The organism is Oceanobacillus sp. NCCP-135 (assembly GCF_059698015.1).
On record NZ_BAAKSZ010000013.1, the window covers coordinates 13,989 to 29,900 of the forward strand.

Consider the following 15,912-nt stretch of genomic DNA (forward strand, 5'->3'; position numbering starts at 1 on the left):
TATACAAATTTGCAGATTAAGTCAAAATCAATCTATACTGTTAATAAACAACTAGTTTTCGGTCGAACATTTAAAAGAATGGAGAGGTTATTATGTATGAACTCAAAACCAAAGAAAATGATAGCAATGTTATCGAATTTATTGAAAGTGTGGAAAGCCCAAAAAAGCGGGAAGATGCCTACAAACTGTTGGATATTTTTACTGAGACAACCGGATATCCTGCAAAGATGTGGGGACCAAGCATTATCGGATTCGGATCCTATCATTATAAATATGCGTCAGGTCATGAAGGCGATGCTGCACTTGTTGGTTTCTCACCCCGAAAAGCCAAAATTAGTTTGTATTTCGCTACCGGGGATGAACAGCGTGAGGAATTATTAAAGGATTTCGGAAAACACACGACTGGAAAAGCATGTGTTTATATTAATAAGATTGCAGATATTGATGTTGATATATTAAAAGCTATGATTAACCAGTCTGTTGCTTTTTTGAGGGAAACTTATCCGAAGGAATGAAAGGTACCTCTTTGAACCTTGCGTTGAAAAGATGTACATTACTGAGATACATCACGGATTCGAAGGGGATACATTTTTTCCGAAGTAAATTTTTATAAATGAAAGAAATCTCCGTTGAAAAGGGAGCTATGAATGACAAGGTTGTAAGGAACTTGGAAAACAAGGAACGTTACAACAAGGACTGTGAGGGTCTAGCTAGATACATGAATTCAAAAATTGCTAATAAAGGTGGTGAGTACCAGATGAATGAAATAATGCACATGGATATAAAAGGAATGCATTGCCCAGACTGTCCAGCGAAAATCGAAAAGGCTATTTTAAAACTCGGTGGAGTAACACAAATTGAAGTAAATTATGAAAAAGAATATGGATCTGTGAAGTTCAATAATCGTTTAACAAGCAACACTGATATCATTAATAGAATTAATAAAATGGGATTTGAGACAAAAAACCTACAAAGAAGCAGTTCTTAAATTTCATAAACTAAATAACTAAAACTAATACTTAGAAAACTTGGCTGTCACCAAGCCTTTAAGTGACAGCCTTAGTTGCACTTATGCAGTAAGAAAGTAGTTATACTTTCTTAACTGCCAAAAAAAGCCGATGCCCTGTCAATCCGGGATATCGGCTTTTTCTAAAACAATAACGGCTAATACTTTTCGCACTAGCCTATTGCTACTTCCTTCAGCATTTCTTCAATAGCAAAGGCCACACCATGCTCTTCATTTATTTTTGTAGTATGGGAGCATAATGCTTTTATTTCGTCTACTGCATTTCCCATTGAAACACTGCGTCCAGCCATTCTCAGCATACTTACATCATTAAAATTATCACCCAGGGTCATGACATCCTTCATTTCAATTCCCATGCTTTTAGCCAGCACTTCAAGTGCTATTCCCTTTTGAGCGTCTGGATGGTTAAATTCAAGATTAATGTCTCCTGAGGATGTTATCGTAATTCCTGAATTTTTCTCCAAATCTGCATACACCTTATTTAATTTTTCCTTTTCCAGGGAAAAAGCCAGTATTTTAAATATTTTAAGGCCATCTATATGGAATAGCTCTTCATAATTTTTAATGAACTGAACCTTTTCATGCTGGAACCTGAGCTCAGCATTCTCGCGTATTTCCTCTTCAGAAAGATTTGGGTTGGCAGATTTTAAAATATCCTCCATTACAGCAATAAAGTTTTCTCTGCTCGTGGAGTAGACGCCATCATTTGTAAATACTTCAAAATAGATATCCTCTTCCTGGCAAGCCAATTGTATTTTGCGGACAATTGATTGATCCAACGGTACATCTCTGAGCAGTTTGCCGTCTAATGAATAGGTCATTGCACCATTCAGCGAAATAACCGGTGCTGTTAATCCAACAGCTTGAAGGGGTTTATTTGCCGCGTCATAGGATCTGCCAGTCGCAACTACAAATTCGATTCCGTGCTCTATTGCCTTTTTAATTGCCTGTACATTTCGGGCACTAACTTCCCCGCTATTATTTAAAAGTGTTCCATCTAAGTCTGTTGCAATTAGTCTCATGTTTATCTCCTTACTGTTTATACTTATGAACATTATACATTCTTTTGTTGGACTTTTCCTTAGAATAGGCTCAAGTTAGCTAAAATTTCGGTTAGAAGAATCTGAAACTAAAAGAACCCTCAAAATGTGAGAGTTCTTTTTCACCCATAATTCTCTTTTTATGATTCATTCTTCTTAATTTGTAAGTTTATTTTTTCACTAAACTCTTGCTGTGTGAATTCACCTTTTAAGCCATCAATTTTTATTTTAAATTTCCCGTTCTTTTCTTTCACTTTTGAATGCCCATCAACCAAATAGTAATAATTGCCAACTTTTTTCAAAAAAAGTATATATTCTTCATTTAGTGATATTGGGTCTATGGCTTGGTCTAAAATTATTTCTTCTTGAGCATTGCCATAAAAAACTTCTTTTACACCCAATGTTGCAAGAGTTGCATCTGGCTCTCCCTCTTCAACATTTTTATCTTTAATATCCTTTGCTTCAACTAAAGCAACTAGATTCGCTTTATTTAATACTTTATTTATATTGTATGTCGGCCAATCAGCATGAGCTTCCGTTGATGGTGACTTTTGCACCATCCTATCTTTATCCTGATTTATAGAATTCGCAATAATAACACTACCACCAACTACAAATAATACAAGTAGTAACCCTATAACTTTTTTCAAAAGATCACCCCTCTCTTATCGATAAGATTTTATATCATTTATATCGTGCGATTGAGGACTTAAAATCGTTGTCCTACTCCTTTCATAACTCATAATCGAACGGTCCCCCCAACCATCTTCCAAATCATCTAGGAATTGAGCATGACCAAATTCATGAACAGCAGTACTGAGCATTGCGTTGATATAATCATTAGGATAATCATCTTTTAATGTTCTTGCGTTCACCCGTATAGAAAAATAATCTGTAGTTCCATCACTACCTACAGTAGGTGAATATAATCCATACCATGAATATGCTAATTCTGATAAATATACATTATTCGCTGAGTAGGAAGATTGATAAAAATTTGTGCCAACGGCCTCTTCCCATTTATTACTCGCCTGATTAAATGGATATGTTCCTGATGTTTCAATGTCATAGCTTACTGAATATAAGCTATATCCTGTACTAAGATAATGCCCAAAAACTGGTGTTGCAATAAATAAAAGTGAAACAACTGCAAAAATTAAACTAAATTTGATTTTCCTTTTCATATTTACCCTCATTGTTATTGAGGTCTTTGATATAACTATTTCAAAAGAAATACAAAAGACACCTTTAGCTTCCCATGCTCCTTTCCTTATGCAGGTTCACAGTTATCAATGGTGTCTTTGGTGACTTCATGTAGTTATTTGTTAACGTAACATATAGAAATTAAAAATTCCCTCATTTTTTGTCGAAATCGTTAAGTTTTTAAAAATGATACTTAAATACCATTGAGATTATTGATCTTTCTTTTTTTGTGGAAAAATCAAAAGTATTAACAAGACTATATCTAGGTTCTTACTATTTCTAAAAATCGTACTTTTACAAGTTTATTGACGTATATTTATGTCACAGAATACAAATTCCTTTCTAAAATGAAGATAACGAAGATAGATAATCAAGTCTTTTCCCGCCTGCTAATTCAATTACATGTATTGAATTAGCATGTAACCTGGATTCCCGAAAAAAACAATACGAAAGAAAACCTGTCCCATATGTTTAAAAAAATGTAGTGAGCCAAGATTCATTGTTCTATAGATTGGATTAATCAAAGAACCAACAACCAGTATGGACAGTTTAGTTTATTTTCATTTTCCGTGGTGTGACACTGGGTTTGGCACTGCATGGAAGACTATTCTTATTATTATATCAGAGAAATTAAAGTATGACAGATTGACTATAAAAGATCACCAGCAAAGTTGCTGACGAACAAAATTAATAATGCTTATATTTAAGCGACCAGAAATCATCCCATCAATGCAACCATCAAAGCCTTCTGTGCATGAAGTCTATTCTCTGCCTGCTGAAAAACAACGGATTGTTTGCCATCAATTACTTCAGCTGAAACCTCTTGCCCCCGATGTGCAGGGAGGCAATGCATGAAGATGGCATCTTTCGCAGCATGGGAGAGTAATATCTCATTTACCTGAAACTTGGCAAATTGCTGTTCACGTATCTTTTGCTCCTGCTCCTGCCCCATGCTTGCCCACACATCTGTATAAATAGCATCTGCATTTCGGACTGCACGGACTGGATCTTGGGTAATTTCCACTTTACTTTCTTTTTTAGCAGCGATTGTCTTTGCTTTTTGTATTACTTCATAATCAGGCTGATATGCAGCAGGGGTAGCAATACTGATATCCATCCCAACAATCGCTGCGCCCAGCATTAACGAATGTGCTACATTATTTCCGTCACCAATATAGGCTAGTTTCAGATTTTTAAGGTTGCCTTTTACCTCCTGAACGGTTTGAAAATCTGCCAGCACCTGACATGGATGGAACAGATCAGTTAACCCGTTAATTACCGGAATACTGGCATTTTCAGCAAGTTCTTCTACGGTGCCTTGAGAAAATGTCCGAATCATGATTCCGTCAAGGTAGCCTGATAATACTTTTGCTGTATCCGGAATCGGTTCGCCTCTTCCCATTTGAATATCGTCAGAGCTCAGAAATAATCCCATTCCACCAAGCTGGTAAATTCCAGTTTCAAAAGACACCCGTGTTCTGGTAGAAGCTTTTTCAAAAATCATCCCGAGCGTTTTGCCTTTTAACGGCTCATAAAGCACGCCTGATTTCTGTTTTTCTTTTAATTCATGGGCGGTTTCCAATATATAGAGCAACTCTTCTTCACTGTAGTCTGCAAGTGTTAGGAAGTCACGTCCTGAAAGATTGGGTTCGAGGTTAATTTCATCCGTTTTTAATACCATGTTAACCACTCTCCATTATTTATTGTTCTTTCCTGGAAGGTTACTGTTCTGCTGCTCGATCCAAGCCTTTGAATCGGCAAGATAATTTTGGGAGATTTCAAACTGCTCCTCTACCCGGTTTTTCGCTGTCCCGCCAGCTACATCACGTGCATTGACAACAGCTTCGGGGGTAAGTACATCTAAAATATCAACCTCAATCAACTTGGAAAACGACTGAAATTCCTCAAGGCCCAAATCCAGTAAGTATTTATTGTTTTGGATACAATGCAACACAACCTGGCCAACAACTGCATGGGATTCTCTAAATGGCATCCCTTTTCCAACAAGATAATCTGCCAAATCCGTTGCATTGGAAAAATCCTTGCTTACAGCTTCATACATGTTTTCTTTCTTCACAGTCATGGTTTCGATCATTGGAGCAAATAAAGCGAGTGCTCCCTTCAATGTATCTACCGTATCAAACATGCCTTCCTTATCTTCCTGCATATCTTTATTATAAGCTAATGGAAGTCCTTTTAATGTTGTCAGCATCCCGATTAAATGACCATACACCCGGCCGGTTTTTCCTCTTACAAGTTCCGCTACATCCGGATTTTTCTTCTGGGGCATCATACTGCTGCCTGTAGAAAATGCGTCATCCAGTTCGATAAAATTAAACTCTGCGCTCGACCACTGAACAAGCTCTTCACATAGTCGTGACAGATGCATGGAAATCATGGAAGCATTGGATAAAAATTCAACCACAAAGTCCCGATCACTGACTGCATCCAGACTGTTTTCTGAGATCCCGTCAAAGCCTAACTGGTCTGCAACAAATTGCCTATCAATCGGAAATGTTGTACCAGCTAACGCTCCTGCTCCAAGTGGTGATTTATTCACACGTTTTAAACTGTCCATCAATCTTTCCAGATCACGCTGAAACATGAAAACATATGCCATCATATGATGTGCGAATAGTACAGGCTGGGCTCTTTGCAAATGTGTATACCCAGGCAAAACGGTTTCCAAATTTTTCGTGGCCTGTTTATGCAGTGATTCCTGGACATTCACAAGCAGCTGGCTGATTTCAACCAAAGCATCTCTTAAATACAGGCGCATATCCAGTGCCACCTGATCATTTCGGCTCCTGCCAGTATGCAGCTTCCCGCCGACTGGTCCTATTTCTTCAATTAGTATTTTTTCCACATTCATATGAATATCTTCATGTTCTTCACTGAGTTCTGCTTCACCATTGGCAATTTTATCTGCAACCTTTTTCAAGCCTTCTGCAATCGTAGTTGCATCCTGCGCCGGAATGATTCTGCAAGCCTTCAGCATCTCTACATGGGCAAGGCTTCCCTGAATATCATAGTCTGCTAGTTTTTTATCAAAATAAATCGATGCTGTAAATTCATCCACTAGTTGATTAGTAGGTTTTGTAAAACGACCGCCCCATAGCTTCATTGTTTAACAGCTTCCTTTACATCAATTGTAGCCTTTTTCATTGAATCACTTTCTTCCTGATTCTTTTTATTTACAGATGCATGGACTTGTGTCGGTAGTCCCCAAAGCTTAATAAAGCCCAAAGCTGCCTCATGGTCAAATGCATCCGCTTTGTTATACGTGGCAAGGTCAAAATCATAAAGTGAGTTGGCTGATTCACGGCCAACGACTGTTGCTTGCCCTTTGTACAGCTTCACTTTTACTGTTCCTGAAACGTTTTCCTGTGTTTTTTCAATAAATGCTTTCAACGCATCTGTTAATGGAGAATACCAAAGACCGTAATAAACAGATTGGGCAAATTTTTGTTCGATTACTGGTTTAAACTCTGCAATCTCTCTAGGCAACGTCAATGCTTCCAGCTCCTGATGTGCAGCGATTAACGTTAAAGCTGCCGGTGCTTCATAAATTTCACGTGACTTAATCCCAACAAGACGGTTTTCCACATGGTCAATCCGTCCAACACCATGTTTTCCTGCAATTTCATTTAATTTTAAAATAAGTGCTTCTAAAGGTAGTGCTTCACCATCCAAGGAGACCGGCTTCCCTTTTTCAAACGTAATTTGAATTGTTTCCGGTTTATCCGGAGCGTCAACTGGATCTTGAGTTAATTCATATGCTTCCGGAGGCGCCTCAACCCACGGATCTTCCAGTACGCCACATTCATTACTTCTGCCCCATAAATTCTGATCAATGCTGAAAGGATTATCGAGATCAATTGGAATTGGAATGTTATGCTCTTTAGCATACTCAATTTCTTCCTCTCTCGACATTGCCCATTCACGAACAGGTGCAACTATTTTAAGCTCAGGATTTAGTGCAGTAAAGGCAACATCAAAGCGCACCTGGTCATTTCCTTTTCCCGTACAGCCATGTGCAACAGCAACTGCGCCTTCCTTCTGGGCAATATCAACGAGAATTTTGGCAATCAAAGGACGAGATAATGCGGAAATTAATGGGTATTTTCCTTCATATAATAGATTGGCTTGAAGTGCCGGCAGTACATATTCATCTGCATAAAGTCCCTTGGCATCAACCACGTAAGATTTTATCGCACCAACATCAATTGCTTTATTTTTAACAAATTCAAGATCCTTGCCTTCCCCGACATCAAGTGCCACTGCAATTACATCATAATTATATTTATCCTGCAGCCATTTCACCGCAACAGATGTATCAAGTCCTCCAGAGTATGCTAAAACAATCTTTTCCTTTGCCATATATATCGCTCTCCTTATATTTATTCCTATTAATGAATTATTATGCACTATGTTGTATATAAATGCAAGTGTTTTTTGAAAATATTCGTGAACTTTTTGCCTTTTCTTAGACGAATTCGAGGTAAATGCTGAAGTTCACAGGTGAAGGGAGGAAGTTCACAATGATTAGGTGAGAAGTTCACAGTGACATGGTCAGAAGTTCACACAAAATCGGCGGAAGTTCACAAAGTCACCCTCCACCCATAGGATACATGCTCGTTTACTATTTAAAATTCAACAAAACATGAAGAAATATACTTTACATACGAATAGCCTATGCATGAGAAGCATAGGCAAATTCATTCCATTATAAGACAAGGTTTTCCATCTGATTGGATCTATCTTTTATCCAAATCTACCTGAAATATAATCCTCTGTACGTTTATCTGCGGGATTGGTAAAAATAGTATCTGTATCATCAAATTCAACGACTTCTCCATCTAAGAAGAAAGCAGTTCTATCTGAAATACGAGCCGCTTGTTGCATATTGTGTGTCACGATAATAATCGAGTAATCCTTCTTCAGTTCTTGAACCAACTCCTCAATTTTAAGCGTTGATTTTGGATCAAGTGCTGATGTTGGTTCATCCATTAAAATAACATCTGGTTCAATTGCTAAACAACGAGCAATACAAAGACGTTGTTGTTGACCACCTGACAGTCCATAAGCATTCTCATTCAGCCGATCCTTCACTTCATCCCAAATGAAAGCACCACGGAGACTTTTTTCAACAATTTGATCTAACAACTTTCTGTTACGGATCCCATGAATTTTTGGACCGTATGCAATATTTTCATATATGGACTTTGGAAATGGATTAGGTTTCTGAAATACCATTCCAACATGCGTTCTTAAATCTTCTACTTTATATGTTTTATCGAATATGTTTTCCCCATCAAAAGTGACCGTTCCTGTGGTACGTACACCCGGAACGAGTTCAACCACACGATTTAAAGTCTTTATAAAGGTCGATTTGCCACAACCTGATGGGCCAATAATTGCTGTTACTTCTTTTTCCAAGAAGCTTAGGTTAATATCTTTCAAAGCATGTGTCTCTGAGTACCAAAGATTTAAATCTCTCGCATCATAAACAACCTTTTTATCACTATTATTATCTCCTGAAACCTTATTGTCTGAATTAAGTTGTACACTCATGTTCTGTTTATCTAACTCGTTACTCATCATTTTAACTCCTTAAAAAATTTGACATTATCTTTTACTATTCATTCCCGCATTTGTTGATTCATGTGCATAAATTAATATCTATTTGAGAATTTTTTTCGAATAAGGTATGCAGTGAAATTCATAACAACCAAAATGAGAAGTAAAACAATAATCCCTGCTGCTGCTACAAGTTGGAATTCTGCTTGCGGACGACTAGTCCAGTTGTAAATTTGAATTGGCAGAACCGTAAACCCCGAGAATACATTTTCTGGAAGGAAGGCTATAAAGGTAAAAGCTCCAATCATAATAAGTGGCGCTGTTTCCCCAATCGCTCTTGAAATAGCTAAAATACTTCCAGTAATAATTCCTGGTCCGGCAGCAGGTAAAATAATCCTTCTAACTGTCTGCCATTTGGTAGCACCTAAACCGTAGGATGCTTCTTGAACATCTTTAGGTACTGAACGAATTGCTTCTTGGGTAGCCACTACAATAATTGGTAATACAAGTAATGCCAAGGTAAGTGCCCCTGCCAAGACACTTCGCCCCATACCCATTAATCGAACAAAAACGGTTAAACCTAACAGACCAAATATAATAGACGGAACTCCTGCCAAGTTCGAGATATTTGTATTGATAAAAGATGTAAAAAGGTTTTTCTTTGCAAACAATTCTAAATAGGTCGCTGTTGCTACACCTAATATTATAGTAACTGGGGCCGCTATTCCCATCACCCATAAAGTGCCAATAATAGCTGCGTAAATTCCTGATTGCTCAGGATCTCTTGAAGCAAAATTTGTTAAGAAATCCATATCTAAATAACCAATTCCTTGAGTGAATACCCGATAAAAGAGGACAGCTAAAACGATCAATCCAATTGAAGTAGCAAATAGGAAAAGGTATTTTAATATATTATTCCTTAGGATTCTCCCACCCATTTTACTTCTTACTATTTGATGATTCATAAGCTTCATTAGTAATCCTCCCTGAAGTGTTTCCTAATATACCCTGCGATTAAGTTCATAATTAAAGTAAATACAAATAGTGTCATACCTACTGCATAGATACTATAATAAATGGGCGATCCAAATGTTGCATCACCTAAACTAGCTTGTACAATAAAAGCTGTCATCGTCTGTATCGATTCTGTTGGGTCAAATGAGAAATTAGGAGTTGCACCGCCTGCAATGGTAACGATCATTGTTTCACCAATGGCCCTTGATACAGCAAGGACAAGCGAAGCAATAATTCCGGATAAAGCTGCAGGTACTACTATTTTTAACGCCACTTCGAGCTTTGTCGCTCCTAAAGCAAAAGCGCCTTCCCGCATAGACTTTGGCACGGCACCCATAGCATCTTCCGAAAGAGAAGCAATGGACGGGATAATCATAATGCCCATAACAAACCCTGGACTAAGTGCATTAAAGAAACCTAACTCTGGTATAATTTTTTGCAGTATTGGCGTTACAAAAGTCAAAGCAAAAAAACCATAGACAATTGTAGGTATACCAGCAAGAATTTCTAATATCGGCTTGATGATACTTCGGGTTCTATCATTAGCATATTCACTCAAATAAATGGCTGTTGCTATTCCGATAGGCACTGCAACAATCATAGCAATAATTGCAACTAAAACAGTTCCAGAAAGTAAAGCCCAAATTCCATATTTAGGATCAGCTTCAAAAAACGGATACCATTCTATTCCAGTAATAAATTTTATAAAGGAAACCTCTTGAAAGAACTGAATGGTTTCTATAAGAAGTGTTAGTACAATACCAATGGTCGTTAACACAGATATAACAGCACAAACAAACAAGATTTTTGGAATGAGTCTTTCTATAAGATTATTCCATTTAACAGTCTTGTTTTTCGACTGTTCTATTAACCTTGATACTGAGACTTGTTCATCTTGTTTCATGTGAAAGCTCCTCAATATATAATACTATTAAAAAAGTTAAGGTGAGGTATGAACCTCACCTTTTTATATAATTATTTACCAGCTACTTCATCTAAAGTTGATAGTAATTCTTGATAATTTTCCTCAGGCATTGACACATATCCAACATCCTCTGCTAATGCCCCAGCATTCTCTAGGGTGAACTTCACATAGTCATATACTTGTGGCTTTTCTTGGATAGAATCATTTCGAACATAAATAAATAGTGGCCGTGATAGTGGCTCATATTCACCTGACATAATCGTTTCATGATTTGGTTCGATATTTTCACCAGCACCATTTGTAATAGGAACTATATTTAATTTGTTCTCATTCGCAATGTAGTATGCAAATCCAAAGTAGGAAATGGCATTCTTATCTCCCATAACACCTTGTACTAGTGTGTTATCATCTTCAGATAAAACTGTGTCTGCACGAATTTGCTCGTCCTCTAAGATTACTTCATTCCAATAGTCATAAGTACCTGAGTCAGTACCAGGGCTAAAGAAACTAATTGGTTCTTCAGGCCATCCTTCTCTTACATCAGCCCAAGTAGTAACATTTCCACTGTCTAACCACATTTTCTTTAACTCATCTACTGTTAAATAATCAACCCAATCATTTTCTGTATTAACAACTACAGATAAACCATCATATGCAATCTCAAATTCTGTATATTCTATTCCATTTTCTTCTAGCAATGCTATTTCATCTTCCGCAATTGGACGGGAGGAATTGGAAATATCCGTTTCACCAGCGATAAACTTTTCAAATCCACCACCACTACCAGATACACCTACTGGAGCTTGAACGTTCGGCTGTACAGATGCGTATTCTTCAGAAACAGCCTCTAATATTGGAAATACTGTTGAAGAACCATCAATTGCTACTTGACCTTCTAATTCACTTGATGCTTCTTCTCCTGATGTGTTATTTTCAGTTGCCTCGGTTGTTGAATCGCCTGTACCTTCTTCTTCGTCTTCTGTTCCACCGCAAGCCACTAGAACAATCGCTAGCACTGCTACAATAAAGAACATAAGATACTTTTTGATACTCATGATTAATTGTCCTCCCCAAATATAAACTTTTAAAATTATCGAACGAGCACTCTTGTCCGACAACACATAGTATAGCAGCGTAGTGTAAATACAATATGATCTGACTGTTAAGATTTTGTAAATTTGGGGACTTCGTTGTAATTCACACAAAAAACGCGGTAACCTCAAAAAGTATTGGTGCATTTTGTGATTTATCGCCGATTTCGTTTATACTTCTTACTTCTTTAAAAAACTTGGCGTTCAACAACCTTTGGGCGAATGCCTTAGTTGCACTTATGCAGGAGAAGAAAATTTTATCCTTTTTTCTCTACAAAATTAGCCAAACAGTTCCTTTGCTTCCCCCGCTTGCATCTGAAATAATGAAAGAGATAGAAAATTGTAGAGGAGAGATGTTTGATGAAGGTTTTACTAATAGGAGCCAATGGCCAAATTGGAAAACACGTCGTTGATCTACTGCAAAACAGCGCGGAACATACAGTTAGAGCAATGGTAAGGAAGGAGGATCAAGCCGAGGCGCTCAACAAGACAGGGGTTGAGGCTGTTGTCGCTAACCTGGAAGGAACGGTTGATGAGATTGCCGAAGCTGCCGAGGGTTGTGATGCAGTTATTTTCACAGCTGGTTCGGGTGGCAGCACTGGTCCTGATAAAACGTTATTAGTCGATTTAGACGGAGCAATTAAATCAATGGAAGCTGCTGAAAAGACAGGAGCAAACCGTTATATCATCGTTAGTGCTTTTCAGGCGCATAACAGAGAAAGCTGGGCTGATAGTCCAATAAAACCATACATGGTTGCGAAGCATTATGCAGACAAGGCACTTGAAGCAAGCAATCTAACCTATACAATTATTCGCCCTGGTGGCCTTTTAAATGAAGCTGGTACTGGGAAAGTAGCTGCAGCTGAGAATATAGAAAGAGGATCTATTCCACGTGAAGATGTTGCCAAAGTGATTGTAGAATCTTTAAATGAGACAAAAACTTATCATCGCTCATTTGATCTTATATCTGGTGAAACCTCAATTACGGATGCATTAAAAAATATATAATATACGTAACCTCTCAAAGCGAACAGTGATGCTGTTCGCTTTATATTTCTTCGTCTACATTCAGATTAAGGTGAAATTGATACATCTCTAAATTTACCTTGCCCGATTCACTAACTTCTATCCCTTCATCTTCAAGCATCATCTTCTGATTCCATGCACCCTCCTCATCTTTTATAGCAATTTCACCCTTTACATTAATCACACGATGCCAGGGAAGATCATATTTTCTACTCATAGTGTGAAGGGTTCGCACAACCTGCCTCGCTCCACGTGGACTTCCTGCAGTCTTCGCTATTTGCCCATAAGTCATAACCTTGCCCTCAGGTATTTGCTTTATAATTTTGATGACATTTTCAGTAAATGGTTGCATGATACACCCTTCCTCTAATTATACTCTGATTTTTACTGCTTCCCGGATCCTGTTCTTCTCATCTAATATTACAGAAAAAAATGGATTCGTCCCTCTTGAATATCCTTTGTATCATCAGCAAAAAATACAAATAAGCCATTATAAAGGAGAACATCATGCATGGATAGACAACGCGCAGAGGAAATTATGGTATCAATACAAATGATAAATGTAAATTACCATGGCATACCTGTATATATTCAGGAAATACATGGTAATGATCAATCAGCAACCGTTTTTCCACTTGATGAAATGGAGAATGAACAGATGGTGGACTTAAATGGTTTACATGAAATACCACTTGTCAATTATAACAAAAATAAATAAGCTATATGAACCTCCTTTTTTTCAGGAGGTTTGTTTTGGTGAAAAGACAGTTTTCTAAAAATTAAGACCTCACACTACTCTCCGGAATGATTGGAGACTGCACCATGGATTCGTCCCATTAAAGAGACTTGGGACTTGCAACATGGGTTCGCTATTTTGTACTCTTCTGTTCCTCTTTTTGTTTTTGATTCCATCTATAATTAGTCAACGGCTGATCTGCTCCAGTCATCAATTGAGTAACATAGGAAGAAGTAAGGTGGTAGCCGTTTTCAATTTTTTCCGCCAGAAAGCTAGTTCTCTCGAAAAGCATAGAACGAAAATGCTCCATTTGTCTAATCACTTTCTCTGTCAATGCTTCCTGGTTATCAAGCCGATCCAAAACATCCTCTTGATTATCCTCTTGCTTGGCTATTTGCTCTGCCAACTGCTGCTGCATATCATTATGTTTTTCCACCTTTAAGGATAGCTCATTATTGGCTAATCCATATGCATGTAATTGATCAGCAATTTCCTGATTTGATTGGCTAATACCGCTAATTTACTCACTAAATCTTTCTTCTGTCAAACGACCATCCTCCATTATCACTTGCAGCTTCCGATTTTCACTTTCTAATTTCCTTAGTTGATCAATAACATGGCCTTCCAATTTTTCATGCTGATGATTCATTATTTTGAGCTCATTCAACCGAGTACTAATGTCATTCCATCGACCTGATTGTTTATTCTCCTGCTGTGAATAAAGCTCGGTCAGTCCATGGAACGAACGATGTAATAATTCATTCACTTTTTTCTGTTCCTTAATCATTTCTTCCACATGATTTCTAATAAAAAAACCTTGGTTAGGCTCATTTATTTCACCATCGTTTTTAAAAATGTTCTCATGCATTTCATGATTAATATATAATCCCATCTAATACACCCCTTTAAAAGCATTCGTTAATTATCTTATGCTTTTTAAAAGGAATAGGGACATTTACACAAATCATTTTATTTTATAATTTGAATCTGCTTTAACATTCTCCCTTCCGTCTCCAATATTTTAAAGGTCAAATTATTTCTTTCAATAATATCACCCACTTCAGGGAAATGAGTAAATTCCTTTAATATGTAACCAGCAAGTACGTCTTCCTCTTCAGGTATATCCGTATTAAAAAGAGAGTTCAACCGATACAAGGGGATTTTACCATCACAAATAACCTCTGTTTCGGTCAGCTTTTCTATCAGCATTTCACTTTCAGGATCCAATTCATCTTCAATTTCCAGACCAATCATCGCCTCAATAACATCCTCATGTGTTAATATTCCTTCCGTTCCTCCATATTCGTCCAGGACAATCGCCATATGCTTTTTTTCTTGGGTCATTTTTCGGAAAATCAACTCAATCGAATGAAATTCATAAACAATCATTGGATCCATATCACTATAGGATTCAAGTGATCTCTCCGGTTCAATCGACCATGACAGCAAGTATTTTGAATGGAAAACACCGATAATTTGATCAATATCTTCTTTATAAATTGGATACCTCGTATATGGATTTTGAATTGCTACATCTCTTACCTCTTCAAAGCTTGCTGTATGTGGAAGGGCGACCATGTCTACCCTCGGTGTTTTTAGTACATCCTTTACATTTAGATTATAAAAATCAAGAACTCCTTTAATTCGATGCGATTCTTCTGCCTGAAATGTCCCCTCTGATCCCGCAATATCTACCATTGCCCTTAATTCCGCTTTTGATATGGAAGCCTCCTCTTTCTGGCCTTTGGATAGAAACCTGATGATAAATCCAGTTAAACCATTCAGTAAAAGCGTCAATGGTTTAAAGATAAACATGACTACCCTAATGATCGGATAGACAAGATAGGCAATTCGATCGGGAAATGTGGCTGCCACTGATTTGGGAATGACTTCAGAAAAAACGATAATCACCATTGTCAGAACAGCTGAAGCGATTGCGGCGTTTAATCCATAGTCAATCGCCAGCATCGTGACAAGTGTTGGCAGTGCTATATTTGCAATATTATTTCCAATCAAAATAGCTGTTATAAATTCACCGGGCTTTGAAACCAACTCTAGTAATTTTGCTGATTTTTTTTCGTTATTCTTAGCTTTTGTTTGAAGCTTCATTTTATTAGCGGCAGTTAAAGCTGTTTCACTGCCTGAAAAGAAAAGCGAAACAAATAATAAAACGATGATCGCTATGATCACGAACGTGTTCCTCCTTGTATACGGATGCATTGTTTAGTATTTACCAAAATCTCATATTAAATGATGATAACCAGTGATAA

18 protein-coding genes are annotated in these 15,912 nt (G+C 37.4%); 4 read left to right on the plus strand and 14 right to left on the minus strand.

Features of this window, described 5'->3' with window-relative positions; translation table 11 throughout:
• Positions 1-92 precede the first annotated feature (92 nt).
• The gene (locus AC6HVZ_RS10635) at positions 93-515 is read left to right on the plus strand and encodes a DUF1801 domain-containing protein (protein ID WP_497558139.1); all 423 of its coding nucleotides are present in this window, start codon (positions 93-95) and stop codon (positions 513-515) included.
• A gap of 98 nt (positions 516-613) precedes the next feature.
• A complete protein-coding gene (locus AC6HVZ_RS10640; protein ID WP_497558140.1) occupies positions 614-988 on the plus strand; it encodes a heavy-metal-associated domain-containing protein in 375 nt (124 codons plus the stop codon).
• A 191-nt stretch (positions 989-1,179) separates the two neighbouring features.
• Here AC6HVZ_RS10640 and AC6HVZ_RS10645 read toward each other — a convergent pair whose 3' ends face one another.
• From AC6HVZ_RS10645 to AC6HVZ_RS10690, 10 genes are all read right to left on the minus strand, one after another.
• Positions 1,180-2,049, minus strand: a complete 870-nt coding sequence (locus tag AC6HVZ_RS10645; RefSeq protein ID WP_497558141.1) for a Cof-type HAD-IIB family hydrolase — start codon at positions 2,047-2,049, stop codon at positions 1,180-1,182.
• 158 nt (positions 2,050-2,207) lie between these two features.
• Complete coding sequence (locus AC6HVZ_RS10650; RefSeq protein WP_497558142.1) at positions 2,208-2,717, minus strand: hypothetical protein; 510 nt, start codon at positions 2,715-2,717, stop codon at positions 2,208-2,210.
• A gap of 15 nt (positions 2,718-2,732) precedes the next feature.
• Positions 2,733-3,251: a hypothetical protein gene (locus AC6HVZ_RS10655; RefSeq protein ID WP_497558143.1), complete on the minus strand. Its 519-nt coding sequence runs from the start codon at positions 3,249-3,251 to the stop codon at positions 2,733-2,735.
• A gap of 737 nt (positions 3,252-3,988) precedes the next feature.
• On the minus strand, positions 3,989-4,951 hold the full coding sequence (gene argF / locus AC6HVZ_RS10660; protein WP_497558144.1) for an ornithine carbamoyltransferase: 963 nt from the start codon (positions 4,949-4,951) through the stop codon (positions 3,989-3,991).
• Positions 4,952-4,966: 15 nt separating this feature from the next.
• On the minus strand, positions 4,967-6,394 hold the full coding sequence (gene argH / locus AC6HVZ_RS10665; protein WP_497558145.1) for an argininosuccinate lyase: 1,428 nt from the start codon (positions 6,392-6,394) through the stop codon (positions 4,967-4,969).
• The gene (locus tag AC6HVZ_RS10670) at positions 6,391-7,650 is read right to left on the minus strand and encodes an argininosuccinate synthase (RefSeq protein WP_497558146.1); all 1,260 of its coding nucleotides are present in this window, start codon (positions 7,648-7,650) and stop codon (positions 6,391-6,393) included. Before AC6HVZ_RS10670 ends, argH begins: the two co-directional genes overlap by 4 nt.
• A gap of 384 nt (positions 7,651-8,034) precedes the next feature.
• Positions 8,035-8,844, minus strand: coding sequence for a phosphate ABC transporter ATP-binding protein PstB (gene pstB, locus AC6HVZ_RS10675; RefSeq protein ID WP_497558226.1), 810 nt, complete (start codon positions 8,842-8,844; stop codon positions 8,035-8,037).
• A 101-nt stretch (positions 8,845-8,945) separates the two neighbouring features.
• Complete coding sequence (pstA, locus tag AC6HVZ_RS10680; protein WP_497558147.1) at positions 8,946-9,824, minus strand: phosphate ABC transporter permease PstA; 879 nt, start codon at positions 9,822-9,824, stop codon at positions 8,946-8,948.
• Positions 9,824-10,768 carry a phosphate ABC transporter permease subunit PstC gene (gene pstC, locus AC6HVZ_RS10685; protein WP_497558148.1) on the minus strand — a complete coding sequence of 315 codons (945 nt, stop codon included), beginning with the start codon at positions 10,766-10,768 and terminating at the stop codon, positions 9,824-9,826. The genes pstA and pstC overlap by 1 nt, the downstream gene beginning before the upstream one ends.
• Before the next feature lie 71 nt (positions 10,769-10,839).
• On the minus strand, positions 10,840-11,844 hold the full coding sequence (locus tag AC6HVZ_RS10690; protein WP_497558149.1) for a PstS family phosphate ABC transporter substrate-binding protein: 1,005 nt from the start codon (positions 11,842-11,844) through the stop codon (positions 10,840-10,842).
• Positions 11,845-12,240: 396 nt separating this feature from the next.
• On the opposite strand from AC6HVZ_RS10690, the gene AC6HVZ_RS10695 reads away from it, so the two are divergent.
• Positions 12,241-12,888, plus strand: a complete 648-nt coding sequence (locus tag AC6HVZ_RS10695; RefSeq protein ID WP_497558150.1) for an SDR family oxidoreductase — start codon at positions 12,241-12,243, stop codon at positions 12,886-12,888.
• Positions 12,889-12,928: 40 nt separating this feature from the next.
• On the opposite strand, the gene AC6HVZ_RS10700 is transcribed toward AC6HVZ_RS10695, so the two are convergent.
• Positions 12,929-13,258: an MGMT family protein gene (locus tag AC6HVZ_RS10700; RefSeq protein ID WP_497558151.1), complete on the minus strand. Its 330-nt coding sequence runs from the start codon at positions 13,256-13,258 to the stop codon at positions 12,929-12,931.
• A gap of 159 nt (positions 13,259-13,417) precedes the next feature.
• Here AC6HVZ_RS10700 and AC6HVZ_RS10705 point away from each other — a divergent pair, with 159 nt between their 5' ends.
• Positions 13,418-13,624, plus strand: coding sequence for an H-type small acid-soluble spore protein (locus AC6HVZ_RS10705; protein ID WP_497558152.1), 207 nt, complete (start codon positions 13,418-13,420; stop codon positions 13,622-13,624).
• Positions 13,625-13,775: 151 nt separating this feature from the next.
• Here AC6HVZ_RS10705 and AC6HVZ_RS10710 read toward each other — a convergent pair whose 3' ends face one another.
• The 3 genes from AC6HVZ_RS10710 to AC6HVZ_RS10720 all read right to left on the minus strand — a co-directional run bounded on the left by AC6HVZ_RS10710 (position 13,776) and on the right by AC6HVZ_RS10720 (position 15,832).
• Positions 13,776-14,078, minus strand: coding sequence for a hypothetical protein (locus tag AC6HVZ_RS10710; protein ID WP_497558153.1), 303 nt, complete (start codon positions 14,076-14,078; stop codon positions 13,776-13,778).
• 84 nt (positions 14,079-14,162) lie between these two features.
• Complete coding sequence (locus AC6HVZ_RS10715; protein WP_497558154.1) at positions 14,163-14,534, minus strand: hypothetical protein; 372 nt, start codon at positions 14,532-14,534, stop codon at positions 14,163-14,165.
• A 77-nt stretch (positions 14,535-14,611) separates the two neighbouring features.
• Positions 14,612-15,832, minus strand: a complete 1,221-nt coding sequence (locus AC6HVZ_RS10720; protein ID WP_497558155.1) for a hemolysin family protein — start codon at positions 15,830-15,832, stop codon at positions 14,612-14,614.
• Between the last annotated feature and the right edge of the window lie 80 nt (positions 15,833-15,912).

Bases quoted from the DNA above. Each gene is read 5' to 3' on its own strand.
- AC6HVZ_RS10635 (WP_497558139.1), top strand. From the start codon at position 93: ATGTATGAACTCAAAACCAAAGAAAATGATAGCAATGTTATCGAATTT.
- AC6HVZ_RS10640 (WP_497558140.1), top strand. From the start codon at position 614: ATGAAAGAAATCTCCGTTGAAAAGGGAGCTATGAATGACAAGGTTGTA.
- AC6HVZ_RS10645 (WP_497558141.1), bottom strand. From the start codon at position 2,049: ATGAGACTAATTGCAACAGACTTAGATGGAACACTTTTAAATAATAGC.
- AC6HVZ_RS10655 (WP_497558143.1), bottom strand. From the start codon at position 3,251: ATGAAAAGGAAAATCAAATTTAGTTTAATTTTTGCAGTTGTTTCACTT.
- argF (WP_497558144.1), bottom strand. From the start codon at position 4,951: ATGGTATTAAAAACGGATGAAATTAACCTCGAACCCAATCTTTCAGGA.
- argH (WP_497558145.1), bottom strand. From the start codon at position 6,394: ATGAAGCTATGGGGCGGTCGTTTTACAAAACCTACTAATCAACTAGTG.
- AC6HVZ_RS10670 (WP_497558146.1), bottom strand. From the start codon at position 7,650: ATGGCAAAGGAAAAGATTGTTTTAGCATACTCTGGAGGACTTGATACA.
- pstB (WP_497558226.1), bottom strand. From the start codon at position 8,844: ATGAGTGTACAACTTAATTCAGACAATAAGGTTTCAGGAGATAATAAT.
- pstA (WP_497558147.1), bottom strand. From the start codon at position 9,824: ATGAAGCTTATGAATCATCAAATAGTAAGAAGTAAAATGGGTGGGAGA.
- pstC (WP_497558148.1), bottom strand. From the start codon at position 10,768: ATGAAACAAGATGAACAAGTCTCAGTATCAAGGTTAATAGAACAGTCG.
- AC6HVZ_RS10690 (WP_497558149.1), bottom strand. From the start codon at position 11,844: ATGAGTATCAAAAAGTATCTTATGTTCTTTATTGTAGCAGTGCTAGCG.
- AC6HVZ_RS10695 (WP_497558150.1), top strand. From the start codon at position 12,241: ATGAAGGTTTTACTAATAGGAGCCAATGGCCAAATTGGAAAACACGTC.
- AC6HVZ_RS10700 (WP_497558151.1), bottom strand. From the start codon at position 13,258: ATGCAACCATTTACTGAAAATGTCATCAAAATTATAAAGCAAATACCT.
- AC6HVZ_RS10705 (WP_497558152.1), top strand. From the start codon at position 13,418: ATGGATAGACAACGCGCAGAGGAAATTATGGTATCAATACAAATGATA.
- AC6HVZ_RS10715 (WP_497558154.1), bottom strand. From the start codon at position 14,534: ATGGGATTATATATTAATCATGAAATGCATGAGAACATTTTTAAAAAC.